This window comes from Streptomyces sp. NPDC006012 (assembly GCF_042871185.1).
In the GTDB taxonomy this organism is placed as follows: Bacteria; Actinomycetota; Actinomycetes; order Streptomycetales; family Streptomycetaceae; genus Streptomyces.
The window spans coordinates 509,592-526,297 of sequence record NZ_JBIAIE010000002.1 but is presented as its reverse complement, the minus strand read 5'-3'; the positions used below and the strand labels follow the sequence as shown (position 1 = coordinate 526,297).

General features: G+C 70.3%; 12 protein-coding genes, 1 tRNA gene and 1 pseudogene. 8 read left to right on the top strand and 6 right to left on the bottom strand.

The window, feature by feature from the left end; translation table 11 throughout:
* Nucleotides 1-134 precede the first annotated feature (134 nt).
* From pknB to ACFYPJ_RS06440, 6 genes are all read right to left on the bottom strand, one after another.
* The gene (pknB, locus tag ACFYPJ_RS06465) at nucleotides 135-2,123 is read right to left on the bottom strand and encodes a Stk1 family PASTA domain-containing Ser/Thr kinase (protein ID WP_389011377.1); all 1,989 of its coding nucleotides are present in this window, start codon (nucleotides 2,121-2,123) and stop codon (nucleotides 135-137) included.
* Between the two features lie 170 nt (nucleotides 2,124-2,293).
* The gene (locus ACFYPJ_RS06460; RefSeq protein WP_389011374.1) at nucleotides 2,294-3,775 is read right to left on the bottom strand and encodes a peptidoglycan D,D-transpeptidase FtsI family protein; all 1,482 of its coding nucleotides are present in this window, start codon (nucleotides 3,773-3,775) and stop codon (nucleotides 2,294-2,296) included.
* Entirely contained in the window at nucleotides 3,772-5,211 is a 1,440-nt protein-coding gene (locus ACFYPJ_RS06455; protein WP_389011371.1) for an FtsW/RodA/SpoVE family cell cycle protein, read from the bottom strand. The genes ACFYPJ_RS06460 and ACFYPJ_RS06455 overlap by 4 nt, the downstream gene beginning before the upstream one ends.
* Before the next feature lie 26 nt (nucleotides 5,212-5,237).
* Entirely contained in the window at nucleotides 5,238-6,785 is a 1,548-nt protein-coding gene (locus ACFYPJ_RS06450) for a Stp1/IreP family PP2C-type Ser/Thr phosphatase (RefSeq protein ID WP_389011628.1), read from the bottom strand.
* A 143-nt stretch (nucleotides 6,786-6,928) separates the two neighbouring features.
* Nucleotides 6,929-7,453: an FHA domain-containing protein gene (locus ACFYPJ_RS06445; protein WP_389011368.1), complete on the bottom strand. Its 525-nt coding sequence runs from the start codon at nucleotides 7,451-7,453 to the stop codon at nucleotides 6,929-6,931.
* A gap of 10 nt (nucleotides 7,454-7,463) precedes the next feature.
* Nucleotides 7,464-8,324 (bottom strand): FhaA domain-containing protein, encoded by an 861-nt coding sequence (locus tag ACFYPJ_RS06440; protein WP_389011365.1) that lies wholly within the window; start codon nucleotides 8,322-8,324, stop codon nucleotides 7,464-7,466.
* A gap of 480 nt (nucleotides 8,325-8,804) precedes the next feature.
* On the opposite strand from ACFYPJ_RS06440, the gene ACFYPJ_RS06435 reads away from it, so the two are divergent.
* The 8 genes and pseudogenes from ACFYPJ_RS06435 to ACFYPJ_RS06400 all read left to right on the top strand — a co-directional run bounded on the left by ACFYPJ_RS06435 (nucleotide 8,805) and on the right by ACFYPJ_RS06400 (nucleotide 16,684).
* A tRNA-Leu gene (locus tag ACFYPJ_RS06435) sits at nucleotides 8,805-8,888 on the top strand.
* 868 nt (nucleotides 8,889-9,756) lie between these two features.
* Nucleotides 9,757-10,443, top strand: a complete 687-nt coding sequence (locus ACFYPJ_RS06430) for an SDR family oxidoreductase (RefSeq protein ID WP_389011362.1) — start codon at nucleotides 9,757-9,759, stop codon at nucleotides 10,441-10,443.
* Between the two features lie 497 nt (nucleotides 10,444-10,940).
* On the top strand, nucleotides 10,941-11,570 hold the full coding sequence (locus ACFYPJ_RS06425) for an isochorismatase family cysteine hydrolase (protein WP_389011359.1): 630 nt from the start codon (nucleotides 10,941-10,943) through the stop codon (nucleotides 11,568-11,570).
* Entirely contained in the window at nucleotides 11,567-13,144 is a 1,578-nt protein-coding gene (locus tag ACFYPJ_RS06420; protein WP_389011356.1) for an aldehyde dehydrogenase (NADP(+)), read from the top strand. Before ACFYPJ_RS06425 ends, ACFYPJ_RS06420 begins: the two co-directional genes overlap by 4 nt.
* A 46-nt stretch (nucleotides 13,145-13,190) precedes the next feature.
* A pseudogene (locus ACFYPJ_RS06415) lies at nucleotides 13,191-13,395 on the top strand (LuxR C-terminal-related transcriptional regulator); the annotation flags it as partial.
* Nucleotides 13,396-13,762: 367 nt separating this feature from the next.
* On the top strand, nucleotides 13,763-15,130 hold the full coding sequence (locus ACFYPJ_RS06410; RefSeq protein WP_389011353.1) for a DUF2252 domain-containing protein: 1,368 nt from the start codon (nucleotides 13,763-13,765) through the stop codon (nucleotides 15,128-15,130).
* A 184-nt stretch (nucleotides 15,131-15,314) separates the two neighbouring features.
* The gene (locus ACFYPJ_RS06405) at nucleotides 15,315-16,127 is read left to right on the top strand and encodes a hypothetical protein (protein WP_389011350.1); all 813 of its coding nucleotides are present in this window, start codon (nucleotides 15,315-15,317) and stop codon (nucleotides 16,125-16,127) included.
* Nucleotides 16,128-16,354: 227 nt separating this feature from the next.
* Nucleotides 16,355-16,684, top strand: coding sequence for a rhodanese-like domain-containing protein (locus ACFYPJ_RS06400; protein ID WP_389011625.1), 330 nt, complete (start codon nucleotides 16,355-16,357; stop codon nucleotides 16,682-16,684).
* The last annotated feature ends 22 nt before the right edge of the window (nucleotides 16,685-16,706 follow it).

Below are 16,706 nucleotides of genomic sequence, written 5' to 3'. Positions count from 1 at the left end.
GCAGTCGTTCCCCCAGCAGCCGCCTTGCAGCAGCCGTTCCCCAGCAGCCGCTCGGCCACGGAAAGGCGTCGGCCCCTGCCGGGAAGTGGAAGTTCCCGGCAGGGGCCGACTGCCGTTGTGGCGCTCGGGGCCGATCAGCCGTGCTCGCCCCACATGCCGCCGTTTCCGTTGCCGTTTCCGTTGCCGCCCACGGTCGTCAGCGTGATCACGGTGCCGGCGGGATCGCCGACCGGCGAGCCCGGGTTCGGGCTCATGCCGGTGACCAGTGCACCGTCACCCGGGTCGCTGCCGTTCGCGAACTGGATGTTGGTGAAGCCGGCGGCGTTCAGCGTCTGCTTGGCCTGCGCCACCGTCCCGCCGCGGACCTCCGGAACCGTGGCCTGCTGGGCCGCCTTGCCGAGCTGGATCTGGACCGTGGTGCCCTTCTTGACCTGCTGTCCCGCCTGCGGCGTGGTCTGGACGACCTTGCCGACCATGTTCGGGTCGGTGGTGTCCACCTCGGTGCAGGAGCCCGCCGTCAGCTGGTTGTCCTGCAACTGCTTCTGGGCTGCTTCACAGGTCTGGTTCCGCACGTCCGGCACGGGCACCGTCTCCGGTGCCTTGGCGACCGTGAGCGTGATCACGGAGCCCTTCTGCTTGTCCGTGCCGCCCTCAGGGTCCTGGGTGATGACGACGTCGGGAGTCCGGGCGGACTCCTGGGTCTTCTGCTCGACCTTGAAGCCCTTCTCCTCCAGCTGGGCCTTCGCCTCGTCGTAGGCCACGCCCCGCACGTCCGGCACCGTGACCTTCGGGGCGCCGGTCGAGATCACCAGGGCGACGCTGTCACCCTTCTTGATCTCCGTCGAGGGAGCCGGGTCCTGGGAGCAGACATTGCCCTTCGGCTGCTTCTCGCAGGGCTTGCTGGTCGTGGTCACGGACAGGCCGACGTTGTCGGCCATCTTCCGGGCGGACTGCTCGGTCTCGCCGACGAAGTGCGGAGTGGGGATCTTGCCGCCGCCCACGCCGCTGTTGTCGCTGACCAGGTACTTTCCGATCAGGATCGCACCGACCAGGACCAGGATGCCCGCGATCACGAGGAGGATCGTCGAGGTGTGGTTCTTCTTCTGCGGCTGGCGGCGCCGGTCGGGGCGATCGTCGTAGCCGTAGCCGCCGTCGTCCGGGTTCATCGGCGGCAGCATCGTCGTCGCCGGCGCCCCGGCGTCCGCGCGCAGCGCGGTCGTGGGCTGGTCGTCCGGGTAGCCGCCGTAGCCGACCGCGCCCATCGCCGCCGTCGCCGCGACCGGCTGGCCGTCGAGGCACGCCTCGATGTCCGCGCGCATCTCGTCCGCGGACTGGTAGCGGTAGTTCGGGTCCTTGACCAGCGCACGCAGCACGATCGCGTCCATCTCGGGCGTGATCTCGGGGTCGAAGACCGACGGCGGCTGCGGTTCCTCGCGGACGTGCTGGTAGGCGACGGCGACCGGGGAGTCGCCGACGAACGGCGGGCGTACCGTCAGCAGCTCGTAGAGCAGGCAGCCCGTCGAGTACAGGTCGGAGCGGGCGTCGACCTGTTCGCCCTTGGCCTGCTCGGGCGACAGGTACTGCGCGGTGCCGATGACCGCCGCGGTCTGCGTCATCGTCATGCCGGCGTCGCCCATGGCGCGGGCGATGCCGAAGTCCATGACCTTGACCTGGCCGTTGCGGGTCAGCATCACGTTGGCGGGCTTGATGTCCCGGTGCACGATGCCGCTGCGGTGCGCGTACTCCAGGCCCTGGAGGATGCCGACGGTCATCTCCATCGAACGCTCGGGCAGCAGCTTGCGGCCGCTGTGCAGCAGCTCACGGAGCGTGGAGCCGTCGACGTACTCCATGACGATGTACGGGATCGAGACCCCGTCGATGTAGTCCTCGCCCGTGTCGTAGACCGCCACGATCGCGGGATGGTTGAGCGAGGCGGCGGACTGGGCCTCCCGGCGGAACCGGGCCTGGAAGGACGGGTCGCGCGCGAGGTCGGCGCGCAGCGTCTTCACCGCCACGGTGCGGCCGAGCCGGGTGTCATGCGCGAGGTAGACCTCCGCCATGCCACCACGGCCGAGCACCTGGCCCAGCTCGTACCGGCCGCCGAGGCGACGCGGCTCTTCCATAGCTACCTACCAGCCCTCTCCGTCGGTCCCGGCCGCAGCGGTGTGCGCGGCCGGAGGCTGCCGTCCGGGCCTACCGTACCCGGCTCGCTCTGTGTGACCTGGCCAAGCCCGAAACCCGATACAGGACCGGTATCGCACTGTGCACCTATGTGAAGGGGACGTGACCGCAGTCACTGCTTGGCGTTGACGACCGCCTCCATGACGCTCTTGGCGATCGGCGCCGCAAGACCGCCTCCGGAGATGTCGTCGCGGTTGGCTTTGTCGTCCTCGACGACCACGGCCACGGCGACCGGTGAGCTGCCGTTGGGGAGCTTGGCGTACGAGACGAACCAGGCGTACGGCTTCTCGCTGTTGGCGACACCGTGCTGGGCGGTACCGGTCTTGCCGCCCACCGTGACGCCGGGGATCTGCGCGTTCTTACCGGTACCGCTCCTGACGACCGTCTCCATCATCGACTGCAGGATCTGCGCGTTGTCGGAGGACAGCGGCTGGCTCAGTTCCTCCGGCTTGGTCTGCTCGATGGTGTCCAGGTTCGACGACTGGAGCTTGTCGACCATGTACGGCTTCATCAGCTTGCCGTCGTTGGCGACCGCCGAGGCGACCATGGCCATCTGCAGCGGCGTCGCGGCGGTGTTGTACTGGCCGATCGAGGACTGTGCGGTCTGCGACTGGTTCATGTCGTCGTCGAACACGGAGGCGGCGGAGCGGGACGGAGTGAAATGCTCGTCGGTGAAGCCGAACTTCTTCGCCTCGTCCAGCATCTTCTTGTTGCCGAGATCGGAGCCGATCTTGCCGAAGACGCTGTTGCAGGACACCCGCAGCGCCTCGCGCATGGTGGCGTCCTTGCAGGGGAGGGGGCCCTCGTTCTCCAGCGGCAGGGTCGTACCCGGCATGATCCACGGCAGCGGCGAGTCGGTCTTCTCGTCGGCCGACTTGTACAGCCCGTTCTCCAGCGCCGCCGCCGCGGTGATCACCTTGAACGTGGAGCCCGGCGGGTAGGTCTCGCGCAGCGCCCGGTTCAGCATCGGGTTGGCCGGGTCCTTCAGCAGCTTGGTCCAGGTCTTGGCGTCGGTGTCCGTCGAGTTCCCGGCGAACGACGACGGGTCGTACGACGGGTACGAGGCCAGCGCCAGGATCTTCCCGGTGGACGGGTCGAGGGCGACGACCGCGCCCTTGCCGCCCTGGGCCTTCAGACCGTCGTACGCGGCCTTCTGCGCGGCACCACTGAGCGTGGTGACGACGTTGCCGCCCTGCTTCGGCTTCCCGGTGATCATGTCCAGGGTGTTGCGGAAGAAGAGGCGGTCGTCGTTGCCGGTCAGGATGCCGTCCTCGATGGACTCCAGCAGGTTGGCGCCGAAGGACTGCGAGGCGAACCCGGTGACCGGCGCCCACATCGGACCGGCCTTGTAGGTCCGCTTGTACTTCAGGTCGTTCAGGCCACTCGTGCCGTTCGTCTTCGACCCGGTGACGGGGTTGCCGTCCACGATGATGTCGCCGCGCGGGGTGGAGTAGCGGGCGATGGTGACGCGGCGGTTGAGCTTGTCGTCCTTGAGGCTGTCGGCCTTGACGTACTGGAGCCAGTTGTCCCGGATGAGCAGCGTGAGGACCAGCAGGCCGCAGAAGATCGCGATCCGGCGGAGGGGCTTGTTCACGGGCGGACCACCTGGGTCATCTCGGCGTCGGAGTTGGTGGCGGGGGCCGGGGCCGGGCGGCGCGCGGTGTCGCTGATGCGGATCAGGACGCCGATGAGCGCCCAGTTCGCGATGACGGACGAACCACCGTAGGCGAGGAACGGCATCGTCATACCGGTCAGCGGGATGAGCCCCATCACACCGCCGGCCACGACGAACACCTGGAGCGCGAAGGCGCCGGAGAGGCCGACGGCGAGCAGCTTGCCGAAGGGGTCGCGGGCGGCGAGGGCGGTGCGCACACCGCGCTCCACGATCAGGCCGTAGAGCAGCAGGATCCCCATGAGGCCGGCCAGCCCCAGTTCCTCGCCGAAGGTGGCCAGGATGAAGTCGGAGTTGGCGGCGAACCGGATGAGGTCGGAGTGCCCCTGGCCGAGACCGCTGCCGAGGGTGCCGCCGGAGCCGAAGGCCCACAGCGCCTGCATCGACTGCTCGGAGTGGCCGACCACGCCCTGCTGGCTGAGCTTGTACTCGTGCAGCGGGTCGAGCCAGGCCTGGACACGCTGCTGGACGTGCGGTTCGAAGCTCGCGACACCGACGGCGCCCACCGCGGACATCAGCAGACCGAAGACGATCCAGCTGGTCCGCTCGGTGGCGACGTACAGCATGATGACGAACATGCCGAAGAACAGCAGCGAGGTGCCGAGGTCCGTCTCGAAGACCAGGATGAGGATAGACATGGCCCAGACGACCAGGATGGGTCCGAGGTCGCGGCCGCGGGGCAGGTAGAGGCCCATGAAGCGGCGGCTGGCGAGGGCCAGCGCGTCACGCTTCACCATCAGGTACCCGGCGAAGAAGATGGCGAGGGCGATCTTCGCGAACTCGCCGGGCTGGAGGGAGCCCAGGCCGGGGATGTTGATCCAGATCTTGGCGCCGTAGATGTTGGCGCCGAGGCCGGGCACCAGCGGCAGCAGGAGCAGGACCAGCGCGCCGAACATCGAGATGTAGGTGTAGCGCTGCAGGACGCGGTGGTCCTTGAGGAAGATCAGCACGACGATGAACAGCGCGATGCCCATCGCGGTGTACAACAGCTGGCGGGGCGCCGCGTTGCCGGCCTGGTTGATGGACTGCAGCAGCTTCGACTGGTCGAGCCGCCAGATGACGACGAGGCCGAGGCCGTTGAGGAGCGTGGCCAGGGGCAGCAGCAGCGGGTCGGCGTACGGTGCGAACTTCCGTACGGCCAGGTGCCCGACGCCCGCGATGAGGCCGAGCCCGCAGCCGTAGCTGAGCAGGCCCGGCGGGACCTGGTTGTTGATGGCGAGGCCCACGTTGGCGTAGGCGAACACCGGGATGGCGACGGCGAACAGCAGCAGCGCCAGCTCGGTGTTGCGCCGGCTCGGGGCGCCGATGGCGCCGATCGTGGATGTCTGGTGCGTCGACGTGTTGGTAGTACTGCTCATCGTGTGACGGGGCCTCTCACGGCTGCCTACTGCTTACCGCACAGCGAGACGACCTTCTGCTCATCCTCCGAGAGGGTGGGGCCGGGGCTGGGGGTCGCGGACGGGGTCGTGGACGGCTTCGGCGAGGACGAGGAAGTCCCCGGGGAAGTCGACGGGTTCGGTGACTGCGGGGTCTTGGACCTGAGGGAGGCGTGGCTGGTTCCGGCGGCGCTGCCGTTCGTGCCCTTGCCCGTCTTCGCGTCGCTTCCGCTCGGGACGGTCTGCCGCGCCGTCTCCTTCTTGCAGGCGGAAGCCTGCACCGCCAGCTCCTGGACCTTCGACTGGGCGGCTTTGAGCCCGCCCTCGGAGATCGTGGCCTTCACCTGCTTCTGCTGGTAGGGCGGCAGGTACTTGAGTTCGATCTCGGGGTGGTCCTGTTCCACCTTCGACAGCGACACCCAGGCCAGGTCCTGGCTGATGCCCTGGTACAGCGCGACGTGCTCGTTCTTGACGCCGACGAAGTACTGGGTCTGGGTCCAGCGGTAGGCGCCGTAGAGGCCGCTGCCGATGACGACGAGGGCGAGACCGCCGAACAGGGAACGCTTCAGCCACCTGCGGCCCCCCCGCGGCTTGACGAAGTCGTCGTCGTTGTAGTCGCCGAAGCCGTCGGCCGGGACGTAGCCGGTGGTGTCGCCGCTGCCGGGCGGCCCGAACTCGCCGCCGCCCTGGCCGGGCACCTGGCGGCCGAGGTGGGAGGCGCGGCCCGCCGGGGTCTGCATGATCCCGTTGTCGTGCAGGTGGAGCTGGTTCTCGGCGACCGCGCCGACCACCACGGGGGTGTCGGACAGATGGGCGGCGACGGTGTCACCGGTGTCCAGGTCGAGGACGTCGGCGATGATGACGGTGATGTTGTCGGGGCCGCCGCCGCGCAGCGCGAGCTGGATCAGCTCCTGCACGGTCTCCTGCGGACCCTGGTAGCTGGCGAGGGTCTCCTCCATCGTCTGGTGGGAGACGACGCCGGACAGCCCGTCGGAGCAGATCAGATAGCGGTCGCCGGCCCGGACCTCGCGGATCGACAGGTCGGGTTCGACGTGGTCGCCGCTGCCGAGCGCACGCATCAGCAGCGAACGCTGCGGATGGGTGGTGGCCTCCTCCTCGGTGATCCGGCCCTCGTCGACGAGCCGCTGCACCCAGGTGTGGTCCTGGGTGATCTGGGTGAGGACACCGTCCCGCAGGAGGTACGCCCGGGAGTCGCCGACGTGGACGAGACCGAGGCGCTGACCGGTCCACAGCAGGGCGGTGAGCGTGGTGCCCATGCCCTCCAGCTGCGGATCCTCCTCGACGAGGGAGCGCAGCTGGTCGTTGGCGCGCTGCACGGCGGCGCCGAGGGAGGTCAGGATGTCGGAGCCGGGCACGTCGTCGTCGAGGGTGACCAGCGTGGAGATCACCTCGGACGAGGCGACCTCGCCGGCCGCCTGGCCGCCCATGCCGTCGGCGATGGCGAGCAGCCGGGGACCGGCGTAGCCGGAATCCTCGTTGCCCTCCCGGATCATGCCCTTGTGCGATCCGGCGGCGAAGCGCAGTGACAGACTCATGCGCACCTCGCCGGTCGGCTGCTCCGGGTACAGCCGGTCGTGTCGAGCCACCCTGCCCACCCTCCGGTCGGGAGCGCGCCGGGGACCGCACCGCGGTCCGCCGTTGCGTGCTCGCTCCGCTCGCGCTCACTCATGATGTAGCACTACTTCCGCAGCTCGATGACGGTCTTGCCGATGCGGATCGGCCCGCCCAGCGGGATCGGCGTGGGCGTCGTCAGCCGGGACCGGTCCAGGTACGTGCCGTTGGTGGAACCCAGGTCCTCGACGATCCACTGGCCGTCGCGGTCCGGGTAGATCCTGGCATGGCGGCTGGAGGCGTAGTCGTCGTCCAGCACGATCGTGGAGTCGTGCGCCCGGCCCAGGGTGATCGTCTGGCCCTGCAACGCGACTGTGGTGCCGGTCAGCGTGCCTTCGGTCACCACCAGCTTGGTGGGAGCGTTACGGCGCTGACGGCCGCCGCTCTGCTGACCGCGCTGCTGACGCTGCTGCTGTTGCGGCGGCGAGGCCTGGCGGGCGGCCTGCTGGCGCCCGGCGTCCCTGCGGGACGCGCGCTGGGTGACGCGCGTGCCGAACAGGTCGCTGCGGATGACCTGCACGGCCACGATCACGAACAGCCACAGTACGGCCAGAAAGCCCAGCCGCATGACCGTGAGGGTCAGCTCTGACATTGCCCCCGCTTCACCCTTCGGCTTGCCGGTAAATGATGGTGGTGCTGCCCACGACGATCCGCGAGCCGTCGCGGAGCGTAGCGCGGGTGGTGTGCTGCCCGTCCACCACGATGCCGTTGGTGGAGCCGAGATCCTGGATCGTCGAGGGCGTTCCGGTCCGGATCTCGCAGTGCCGGCGGGAGACGCCGGGGTCGTCGATCCGCACGTCGGCTTCGGTGCTGCGGCCCAGCACCAGCGTCGAGCGGGAGATCTGATGGCGGGTGCCGTTGATCTCGATCCAGTGGCGGGTGCGGCCGCCGCCCGCCGGGGCGGCCGGGGGCCGCTGGCCCGCGGGCTGCGGGTAGCCGTAGCCGCCGGGCCGCCCGGCGGGCGGCGGCGACGTGGGCATGGGGGGCGCTCCCGCGGGCATGGCGGGTTGCGGGTACCCGTAGCCGCCCGGAGCGGCACCGCTGCGGGGCCGCCCGGCACCTGCGGCCGCCGGGCCCTGCTGGTCGCTGGAGGAGGCGAGGGTACGGCTGCGGACCCGGTACAGCCCGGTGTCCAGGTCGTCCGCCTTCTCCAGGTTGACCTTGATCGGTCCCATGAAGGTGTAGCGCTGCTGCTTGGCGTAGTCGCGCACCATGCCGGCCAGCTCGTCGCCGAGCTGGCCCGAGTAGGGGCTGAGCCGCTCGAAGTCCGGGGCGCTCAGCTCCACGATGAAGTCGTTGGGGACCACGGTGCGGTCGCGGTTCCAGATGGTGGCGTTGTTGTCGCACTCCCGCTGGAGCGCTCCGGCGATCTCCACGGGCTGGACCTCGGACTTGAACACCTTGGCGAAGGTGCCGTTGACCAGACCTTCGAGACGCTGCTCGAACTTCTTCAGGACTCCCATGGGGCACCTCCTCCGTCGTCGCCGAACTTCCCTGCCGTGCTGCCGCGGCAGTCACTCTTGCTCCTGCCGCACCGGCCCGGTCCTGTCGACCGGTCCTGGTACTGCTTACTGATCGTATCCACGCGCCCGTCGATCGGCCGGTTCCCCGGACGGCCGCCGTTCGAACTCCTGCTGTCAAGGATCGTAGAGGTGAGTGGAGACAAGTGTCCCGCACCCGGCTGTGGACCCTGCCCTCCGAAGACAGAGATGGCCAGGACCGGTACGAGGTTGATACGCGGAGCAGGACAGCTTGATACGCGAAGCAGGACAGCTTGATACGCGATGCGGTTCCCGGTGCGCCGATGGTGCTCGGAGCGGGGCCGGGGGCGGCCGGAGGGCGGGAAGAAGTGATGTGAACCCACCCTGTCCGGCGTGCTAATCTTCTGCATGTCGGAAGGCGCCAGCCCGCAAGGGACCAGAACCGGAAGACATACACCCAATGCGCGGGTGGCGGAATAGGCAGACGCGCTGGATTCAGGTTCCAGTGCCCGCAAGGGCGTGGGGGTTCAACTCCCCCCTCGCGCACCGAGAAGTATCGACGGAACAGGCCCCATCCGGTGACGGAAGTCAACGGCGGGGGCCTTTTCTCATGCTGCGACGCAGTCGGCGGCTGTGAGGCATCGCACAGCCCGTGGACGGCCGCTGCCCGCCTCGCCGGTGACCTATCTCACGGACGGGACGGGCCCCGGCCGTCCCCCTGGGCGGCGGACTTTCGGCGGGGCGCCCCGGCCGACGGGGGCTGCTGCCGTCTGCCGGGTCCGGAGATGCGGAAGGCGCGGGCGCCGACGGGGAATCAGGGTCGGTGCCCACGCTCGCGGAAGTCCCGTTGCGGATCTTCGGACAGCGCGGCCCGTGGTGGGGCGTACGCGGGCGTCGAGCGGGAACTCGGTGAACAGGGCCGCGCGCCGCTGCCGTTCGGCGAGATCGTCGACGTCCGTTGCCGCCGTCGGCCCGTGGGCTTCTGCAGGGGCTTCTGCAGGACAGGGGCGCTCCTCCGGGCGGCGGGGGACGAGGGGTTCGCCGCGTCGTTCATGGTCGGGAAGAACCAGCGGACCACGGCGTGGGCCGCCTCGGATCCCCTGTCGCCGGCCTCGTGGGCGGAGCTGCCCGGCGGGGTGCACAGCCGCGACGTGATGCGGAGACGGGGGGTTCGGTGCAGGCTTGCAGAGGAGGACACCACGTCCCACCGGAGCGCTGTCTGCGGCCCGTCTGTACGGCGCCGCCCCGAGCGACCGTACGGCATTCCAGGCCCCGGCTGTGGCCGGGCAATCCCTTTCCGCGCAGCGCCTGCACCGGCGTGGCCTGCGGTGCGAGCCGAGGTGAGCCGGTCGCGGGGACGTCATGTGTCCGCGGCGCCTTCCGGGCGGGGCGGGCACGGACAGGAGGAAGCGCGATGGAGATCAGGGGATCAGTCGCCCTGGTGACCGGAGCCGATCGCGGTATCGGCCGTGAGTTCGCTCGTGCGCTGCTCGACCGCGGAGCGGGCAAGGTCTACGCCGGCACCCGCGGTTCGGCGAGCGTGAGCCGCGAGAACCTGTCTCCGCTGCGTCTGGACGTCACGGATCCCGAGGAGATCGCCGCGGCTGCCGCGGCCGCCGGTGACGTCACCATTCTGATCAACAACGCGGGCGTCGGAGGCTTCAGCACCAAGCTCTTCGAGGGTTCGATGGACGGCGCGCGGGAGGCGATGGAGGTCAACTACTTCGGCACCTGGGCCGTCTCCCGCGCCTTCGCTCCCATTCTGGCCCGCAACGGCGGCGGAGCGCTGGTGAACATGCTGTCGACCGCATCCTGGGCCTCGCGGCCGGACTATCCCGGGTATGCGGCCTCCAAGGCGGCCCAGTGGTCGCTGACGGGCGCGCTGCGGGAAGCCCTGCGCGCACAGGGGACGCTCGTGGTCGGCGTCCACGCCGGTTTCGTGGCCACGGAACTCAGTTCCTTCACGGACGCTCCGAAGATCAGTGCGGCCGACGTCGCCGAGCAGACCATGGACGCCCTGGAGAACGACCGGGTCGAGGTCCTCACCGACGAGCGGACCAGACAAGTCAAGAGCGCCCTGTCGCAGCCGCTCGATCACTGAAGGGGCTGCCGGCCGGCTCGTCGCTGGCGTGCGGCGATCTCGTCCGCGGGTCCGCCGCGGCGATCCGCGCGCCCGGGACCGGCGCTGCTGGTTCGCGTGTGCGTGTGCAACGCGTAGGAGGAGCCGCGCGGTTGACGCCGCCTGGCACCGCGTGGCCGTCGCGCGGGTCCGGGCCTTCACGTATCCGTCCCTGACATCACGAACGGCTCGTCACCCGATCGGGATGATCTGTGCAATCCAGATCGAGGGTGGGTCACTCCGGCGAGGCCAAGCAGGCCAAGCAGGCCAAGGCCGCTCTGTCGCAGCCGCTCGCCCCCGGACTCCGCACCTGGGGCGGCTGCCCGATGTGCGGAGCCGAGCGCGTGACGTCCGGGCGGCCGTGGGCGCCGCGCCCGGGACCCTCCGGGCATCCGCGCCGAGCAGCCGTTTGACATTCAGGATGATGGTAGTAATCCTGAATCCAGATGTTGGCCATCATCCAACTTTCGGAGGAAGCCATGTCCGGCACTTACGACCCCCGCCGCACCGCGGTTCTGCTGGTCGACCCCTACAACGACTTCATCTCCGAGGGCGGCAAGGTCTGGCCGCGGCTGGAGCCCGTGGCGACGGAGGTCGGTCTGCTGGATCACCTGCGCTCCGTAGTTGCCTTGGCCCGTGAGAACGACATGCGCGTGATGTTCGTGCCGCACCGCCGCTGGGAGGAGGGCGACTACGAGGACTTCGCCTTCCCGAGCCCCTCACAGCTCAAGATCCAGAAGCAGCATCACTTCGCCCGGGGCACCTGGGGCGGGGAGTTCCACCCGGACTTCCAGCCGCAGCAGGGCGACGTGGTGATCCACGAGCACTGGGGGTCGAGCGGCTTCGCCAACACCGACCTGGACCTCCAGCTCAGGCAGCACGGCATCACCCACGTGGTGATCGTGGGCCTGATCGCCAACACCTGCATCGAGGCCACTGGGCGTTACGCCCAGGAGCTGGGCTACCACGTGACGCTGGTCAAGGACGCCACTGCGGCCTTCCAGCCCGAGATGATGCACGCCGCTCACGAACTGAACGGCCCCGCCTTCGCCCACTCCATCGTCACCACGGACGAGCTCACCACGGCGTTCACGGGAGCGCAGTCATGACACTGACCGGAGAGCTGCTGATCGGAGCGGCCGAGGTGGCCGCCACCGCGGGCACCATGAAGGCGCTCGATCCCGCCACCGGCCAGTTCGTCGAGCCGGAGTTCGCGTACGGGGGTGCGGCAGAGGTCGACCGCGCGCTCCGCCTGGCCGACGAGGCGTTCGACAGTTACAGCCATACCGGGCTGGCCGAGCGGGCCGCGTTCCTCGTTCTGATCGCGGACAAGCTCGAAGCGGTCAAGGACGAACTGGCCGAGCGTACGTCGCTGGAGACCGGGCTGCCCGCCGCCCAGTTCGAGGGCGAGATCGTGCGCTCGGCCGCGAACGTCCGCAAGTTCGCGGCCACCGTGCGCACGGGACGGTTCCTCCAGGCGACCGTCGATCCCGCCCAGCCGGACCGGCAGCCCGCCCCGCGCATGGACCACCGCCTGCAGAAGGTGGCCCTCGGGCCCGTGGTGATCTTCGGCGCCGGCAACTTCCCGGTCTCCTACTCGGTGGCGGGCGGTGACACCGCTTCGGCCCTGGCCGCCGGGTGTCCCGTCGTCCTCAAGGCGCACAACGCCCACCCGGGTGCCTCCGAGATCCAGGGACGCGTGATCCGGGAGGCGGTGGCCGAATCGGGTCTGCACGAGGGCGTCTTCTCGCTGATCCGGGGCGCGGGCAACGAGATCGGTGAAGCGCTGGTGGACCACCCCCTGGTCCGGGCGGTCACCTTCACCGGGTCCGAGGGCGGTGGCATGGCCCTGTTCCGCCGGGCCCAGCAGCGTCCCGACCCCATCCCGGTGTTCACCGAGATGACCAGCGTCAACCCGGTCTTCGTGCTGCCCGCCGCGCTGGCGGCCCGCGGCGCGGAGATCGGCGCCGGACTCGCCCAGCGCGCGCAGTACAACGTCGGACAGGCCTGCCTGAAGCCGGCCATCCTCCTGGCCGTAGACGGTCCCGGCTTCGACGAACTGCGGGACGCGGCACGCGCCGAGGTGGCGAAGACCGCCGCACGGACCATGCTCACACCCGGCATCCACGACGCCTACACCGGCAACGTGCAGCGGATGCAGGACAACGGCGCCACCCAGATCGGCGCCGGACCGGCTCCGGTCCGCGCCGGAGAGGGCCAGTCCCTGGTCTACGAGGTGACCGGCGAACAACTACTGGCCGAACCGGCCATGCGTGAAGAGGTGTTCGGCCCCTTCATCCTGCTGGTCCGCCTGACCGGACCGGACCAACTCCGCGAAGCCGCCCGCGCCTTCCGGGGCCAGCTGTCGGCCAGCGTCCACGCCGAACCCAGCGACCACGCCACCGCCGCAGAACTCCTGCCCGTCCTGGAGCGCCGCACCGGCCGCCTCGTGATCAACAACTTCTCCATGCCGCAGGAGGTCTCCAACGCCACCGTCCACACGGGACCGTTCCCGGCCACGTCGGACTCCCGCTTCACCTCCGTCGGAACGACCGCCATCGACCGCTTCCTGCGCCCCGTCACCTACCAGAACTTCCCCGACGAACTCCTCCCCGAGGCACTGCGCGAGGCCAACCCACTGAACGTATGGCGCCTCGTCGACGGCGAACCCACCCGCGACTGACCCACCCGCGACTGACCCACTCGGCCCGCGCCTGACAGGGGCCCCTCCGCTGGAGCGGCTCACACCGCGCGAACGCGATGTCCTCGCCCTGGTCGCGGAGGGCGAGTCGAACGGCGCGATCGTCCGCGCACTCGTGGTGTCCGAAGCGGCGGGGGCAAACACATCAGCGGCATCCTCACCAAACCGGACCTCCACCGGCGGACGACACCCACCGCAGAGTGCTGGCAGTGCCGGCCTGTCCGAGGGCCTGAGCGCCCGCTCCCAGCGGGCCCGCCAACGCCGTTGTCCACAACCGTGGGGTTGTCCACAGGGTCTGACGCGCCCCCGGCCCCCGGCGGTACGGTCGGCACAAGTTGATGTTCGTACAGGTGCGGGAGGGCGGTCGCGGTGACCGAGACGGGGGCGGAAGTGACGGCTACGACGACCGGGAACGGAGCCGGAGCCGGAGCCGGAGTAGGAGCCGGAGTAGGAGCCGGATCGGGAGTCCAAGACCGAGCCGGAGTCGAAGACCAAACCGGAGCCGGGGTCCGAGCCGGAGTCGCGGCGGCGAGTACCGTCGCCGGGGACGGGGCGCAAGCCGCCGGCACGGCGACCCGAGCGGGACGCAGGCTCCCCCGGGTGCGCGGCTTCGCCCCGTGGCCGTCGCCGGGCTCACCCAAAGCGGAGGGCAAGGCACTGCGGACGAGCATCCCACGCCGCACACACAGCGCCCTCGACCTGGACGCCGCCCGCCCCGACGCACTGAGCGCCGTCGAGGAGTCCAACCGGGGCCGCATACCCGACCTCACACCGATACGCGTGGGCAGGATGGCGGCGACGCCCTTCGCCTTCCTGCGCGGCTCGGCCGGCCTCATGGCCTACGACCTGGCACGCACCCCCACCACCAGGATCGCCGCCCAGCTCTGCGGTGACGCCCACGCGGCCAACTTCGGCCTCTACGGCGACGCCCGCGGCAGCCTCGTCATCGACCTGAACGACTTCGACGAGACGATCCACGGCCCCTGGGAATGGGACCTCAAGCGGCTCGCCGCCTCGCTGGTGCTGGCCGGCCGCGAGGCGGGCGCCGACGAGGACACCTGCCGCGCCGCGGCGCACGACACGGTGGGCGCGTACCGGCGCACCATGCGGCTGCTGGCCAAGCTGCCGGTCCTGGACGCCTGGAACGCCATCGCGGACGAGGAACTGGTCTCCCACACCGACGCCCACGACCTGCTGGGCACACTGGAGCGGGTCTCGGAGAAGGCCCGCGCCAACACCAGCGGACGGTTCGCGGCGCGGTCCACCGAAGCCGTCGACGAGGGCGGGCGCCGGTTCGTCGACGCACCACCGGTGCTGCGCCGCATACCGGACGCCGAGGCGGCGCAAGTGGCGGCGTCCCTGGAGACCTATGTGTCCACCCTCTCCGAGGACCGTCTGCCACTGCTCGCCCGGCACGCGGTGCACGACGTGGCGTTCCGGGTGGTCGGCACGGGCAGCGTGGGCACCCGCTCCTATGTCGTGCTGCTCCTGGACCACCGTGGCGAGCCGCTGGTCCTGCAGGTGAAGGAGGCCCGCCCCTCGGCGCTGGTCCCACACCTGGCCACGGCCGGCTTCGAGACGCCGCACGTCGACCACGAGGGCCGGCGGGTCGTGCTGGGACAGAAGCGCATGCAGGTGGTCAGCGACATCCTGCTGGGCTGGACGACGGTCGACGGCCGTCCCTTCCAGGTCCGTCAGTTCCGCAACCGCAAGGGGAGCGTCGACCCCGCCGCGCTCACCACCGACCAGATCGACGACTACGGCCGTATGACCGGTGCCCTGCTGGCCCGCGCCCACTCCCACAGCGCCGACCCGCGCCTGATCGCGGGCTACTGCGGCAAGAGCGAGGAACTGGACGAGGCGATAGCCGGCTTCGCGGTCGCCTACGCCGACCGCACCGAGGCGGACCACGCGGAACTGGCGACGGCGGTACGGGCAGGACGCATCCCCGCGGACAGCGGGGTGTGAGGAGGGGAGCGGGGCTTTTGGGGTGGGTGGGGGACGGGGAGGGGCGGGAGGGGGGAGGGGGTGGGGGGGTGGGGCCCCTACGAAGGGTGTGCGGTGCCGCAGGCCAGGGTGGCTGTTTCCCGGTGGTGAGCGCGGGAACGGTGCCCGGGTCCCGGGGGGCGCGGGTGTGGCCTAGGCTGGCCCGGTGACGACCCCGGAAGCTGAGCAGTCCCAGGAGCCCCGTCCCGAGGAGCGGCTGGAGCGGGCCGTGCGCGCTGCTGAGCAGGCGCTGATCGAGTTCGAGATCGCGGTGGAGACCTTCCGCATCGAGGTCGAGAACTTCTCCCGGCTGCACGAGCAGAAGCTGGGCCCGATGTACGCCCGGCTGGAGGAGTTGGAGGCCCGGATCGCCGAGGCCAGAGCCGCCCGGTCCGGTGATCCCGAGGACCTGCGGGCCGCCGAGGAGGCCCGTGCCCGGGTCATGCCGATGCCCGGCGTAGAGGATTTGCTGCACGGCTGGATGGACGGGGACGGTCTTTTCCCGGAGGCCGCCGCGATGCTCACCGACCAGGCGGTCCGGCCCCCGCAACGGGTGCGCCCCAGCGAGGAGGCCCGCAGGCTCTACCGCGAGCTGGTCCGCAAGGCCCACCCGGACCTCGCGCAGGAGAAGGACGAGCGGGAACGGCGTGAGGAGTTCATCACCCGCGTCAACACCGCCTACGCCCGCGGCGACGAGGTTCTGCTGCGTGAGCTGGCCGAGGAGTGGGCCGCGGGCCCGGCGCCCGCCGAGTCGGTCCCGAGCCGCAGCGAGGAGCTGTACGCCCGGCTGGAGTGGCTGGCCCAGCGGAAGGAACTGCTCACCATGGTCGCCCGCGAACTGGAGGACGGTGCGATCGCGTCCATGCTCCGTCTGGCCCCCGACAGCCCCGACGCCCTGCTGGACGAGATCGCCGAGCAGCTTCGCGGCGATGTGGCCCGGCGTGAGGCGGAGCTGGCGGAACTCCTGGCGCAGGGATAATCCGCCCGGGTCCTGTCCCCGCCCGCTCCCCGTCCCCGACGGGCTTCGCCTTTCCGGCCGTCTTTGCCTTCCTGGCCGCCCTCGTCTTCCCGGAGCCCTTCGCCTCCCCGGCCGCCTCCGTCTTCCCGGTGGGCTTCGTACTCCCGACGGCCTTCGGAAATCCCCTACGTCCTTCGGGTCCCCGATGCCCTTCGGGTAGCGTCGGCGGCATGAGTTTCGGAGCTGGTGTGCCCACGGTCGAGGTCGCGGACCTCAAGAGCGACGACTTCCTGCTGGACGTCCGCGAGGACGACGAGTGGCAGGCGGGCCACGCCGAGGGAGCACTGCACATTCCCATCAGCGACTTCGTGGCCCGGTACGGGGAGCTGACCGAGGCCGCCCCGCAGGACGGCCGGGTCCATGTGATCTGCCGTTCCGGAGGCCGCTCGGCCCAGGTGACCATGTACCTGGTCCAGCAGGGCATCGACGCCGTGAACGTCGACGGCGGCATGCAGGTCTGGGCGGCCGCCGGCCGCCCGGTCGTCACCGACGGGGGTCTGCCCGGTCACGTGCTGTAGACGGCGTGGGCGGCGGGGCGGC

What these genes read in the sequence shown, in the direction of transcription:
- pknB (WP_389011377.1), bottom strand. Translation starts at nt 2,123, where the DNA reads ATGGAAGAGCCGCGTCGCCTCGGCGGCCGGTACGAGCTGGGCCAGGTG.
- ACFYPJ_RS06455 (WP_389011371.1), bottom strand. Translation starts at nt 5,211, where the DNA reads ATGAGCAGTACTACCAACACGTCGACGCACCAGACATCCACGATCGGC.
- ACFYPJ_RS06450 (WP_389011628.1), bottom strand. Translation starts at nt 6,785, where the DNA reads ATGAGTCTGTCACTGCGCTTCGCCGCCGGATCGCACAAGGGCATGATC.
- ACFYPJ_RS06445 (WP_389011368.1), bottom strand. Translation starts at nt 7,453, where the DNA reads ATGTCAGAGCTGACCCTCACGGTCATGCGGCTGGGCTTTCTGGCCGTA.
- ACFYPJ_RS06440 (WP_389011365.1), bottom strand. Translation starts at nt 8,324, where the DNA reads ATGGGAGTCCTGAAGAAGTTCGAGCAGCGTCTCGAAGGTCTGGTCAAC.
- ACFYPJ_RS06430 (WP_389011362.1), top strand. Translation starts at nt 9,757, where the DNA reads ATGGAGATCAGGGGATCAGTCGCCCTGGTGACCGGAGCCGATCGCGGT.
- ACFYPJ_RS06425 (WP_389011359.1), top strand. Translation starts at nt 10,941, where the DNA reads ATGTCCGGCACTTACGACCCCCGCCGCACCGCGGTTCTGCTGGTCGAC.
- ACFYPJ_RS06420 (WP_389011356.1), top strand. Translation starts at nt 11,567, where the DNA reads ATGACACTGACCGGAGAGCTGCTGATCGGAGCGGCCGAGGTGGCCGCC.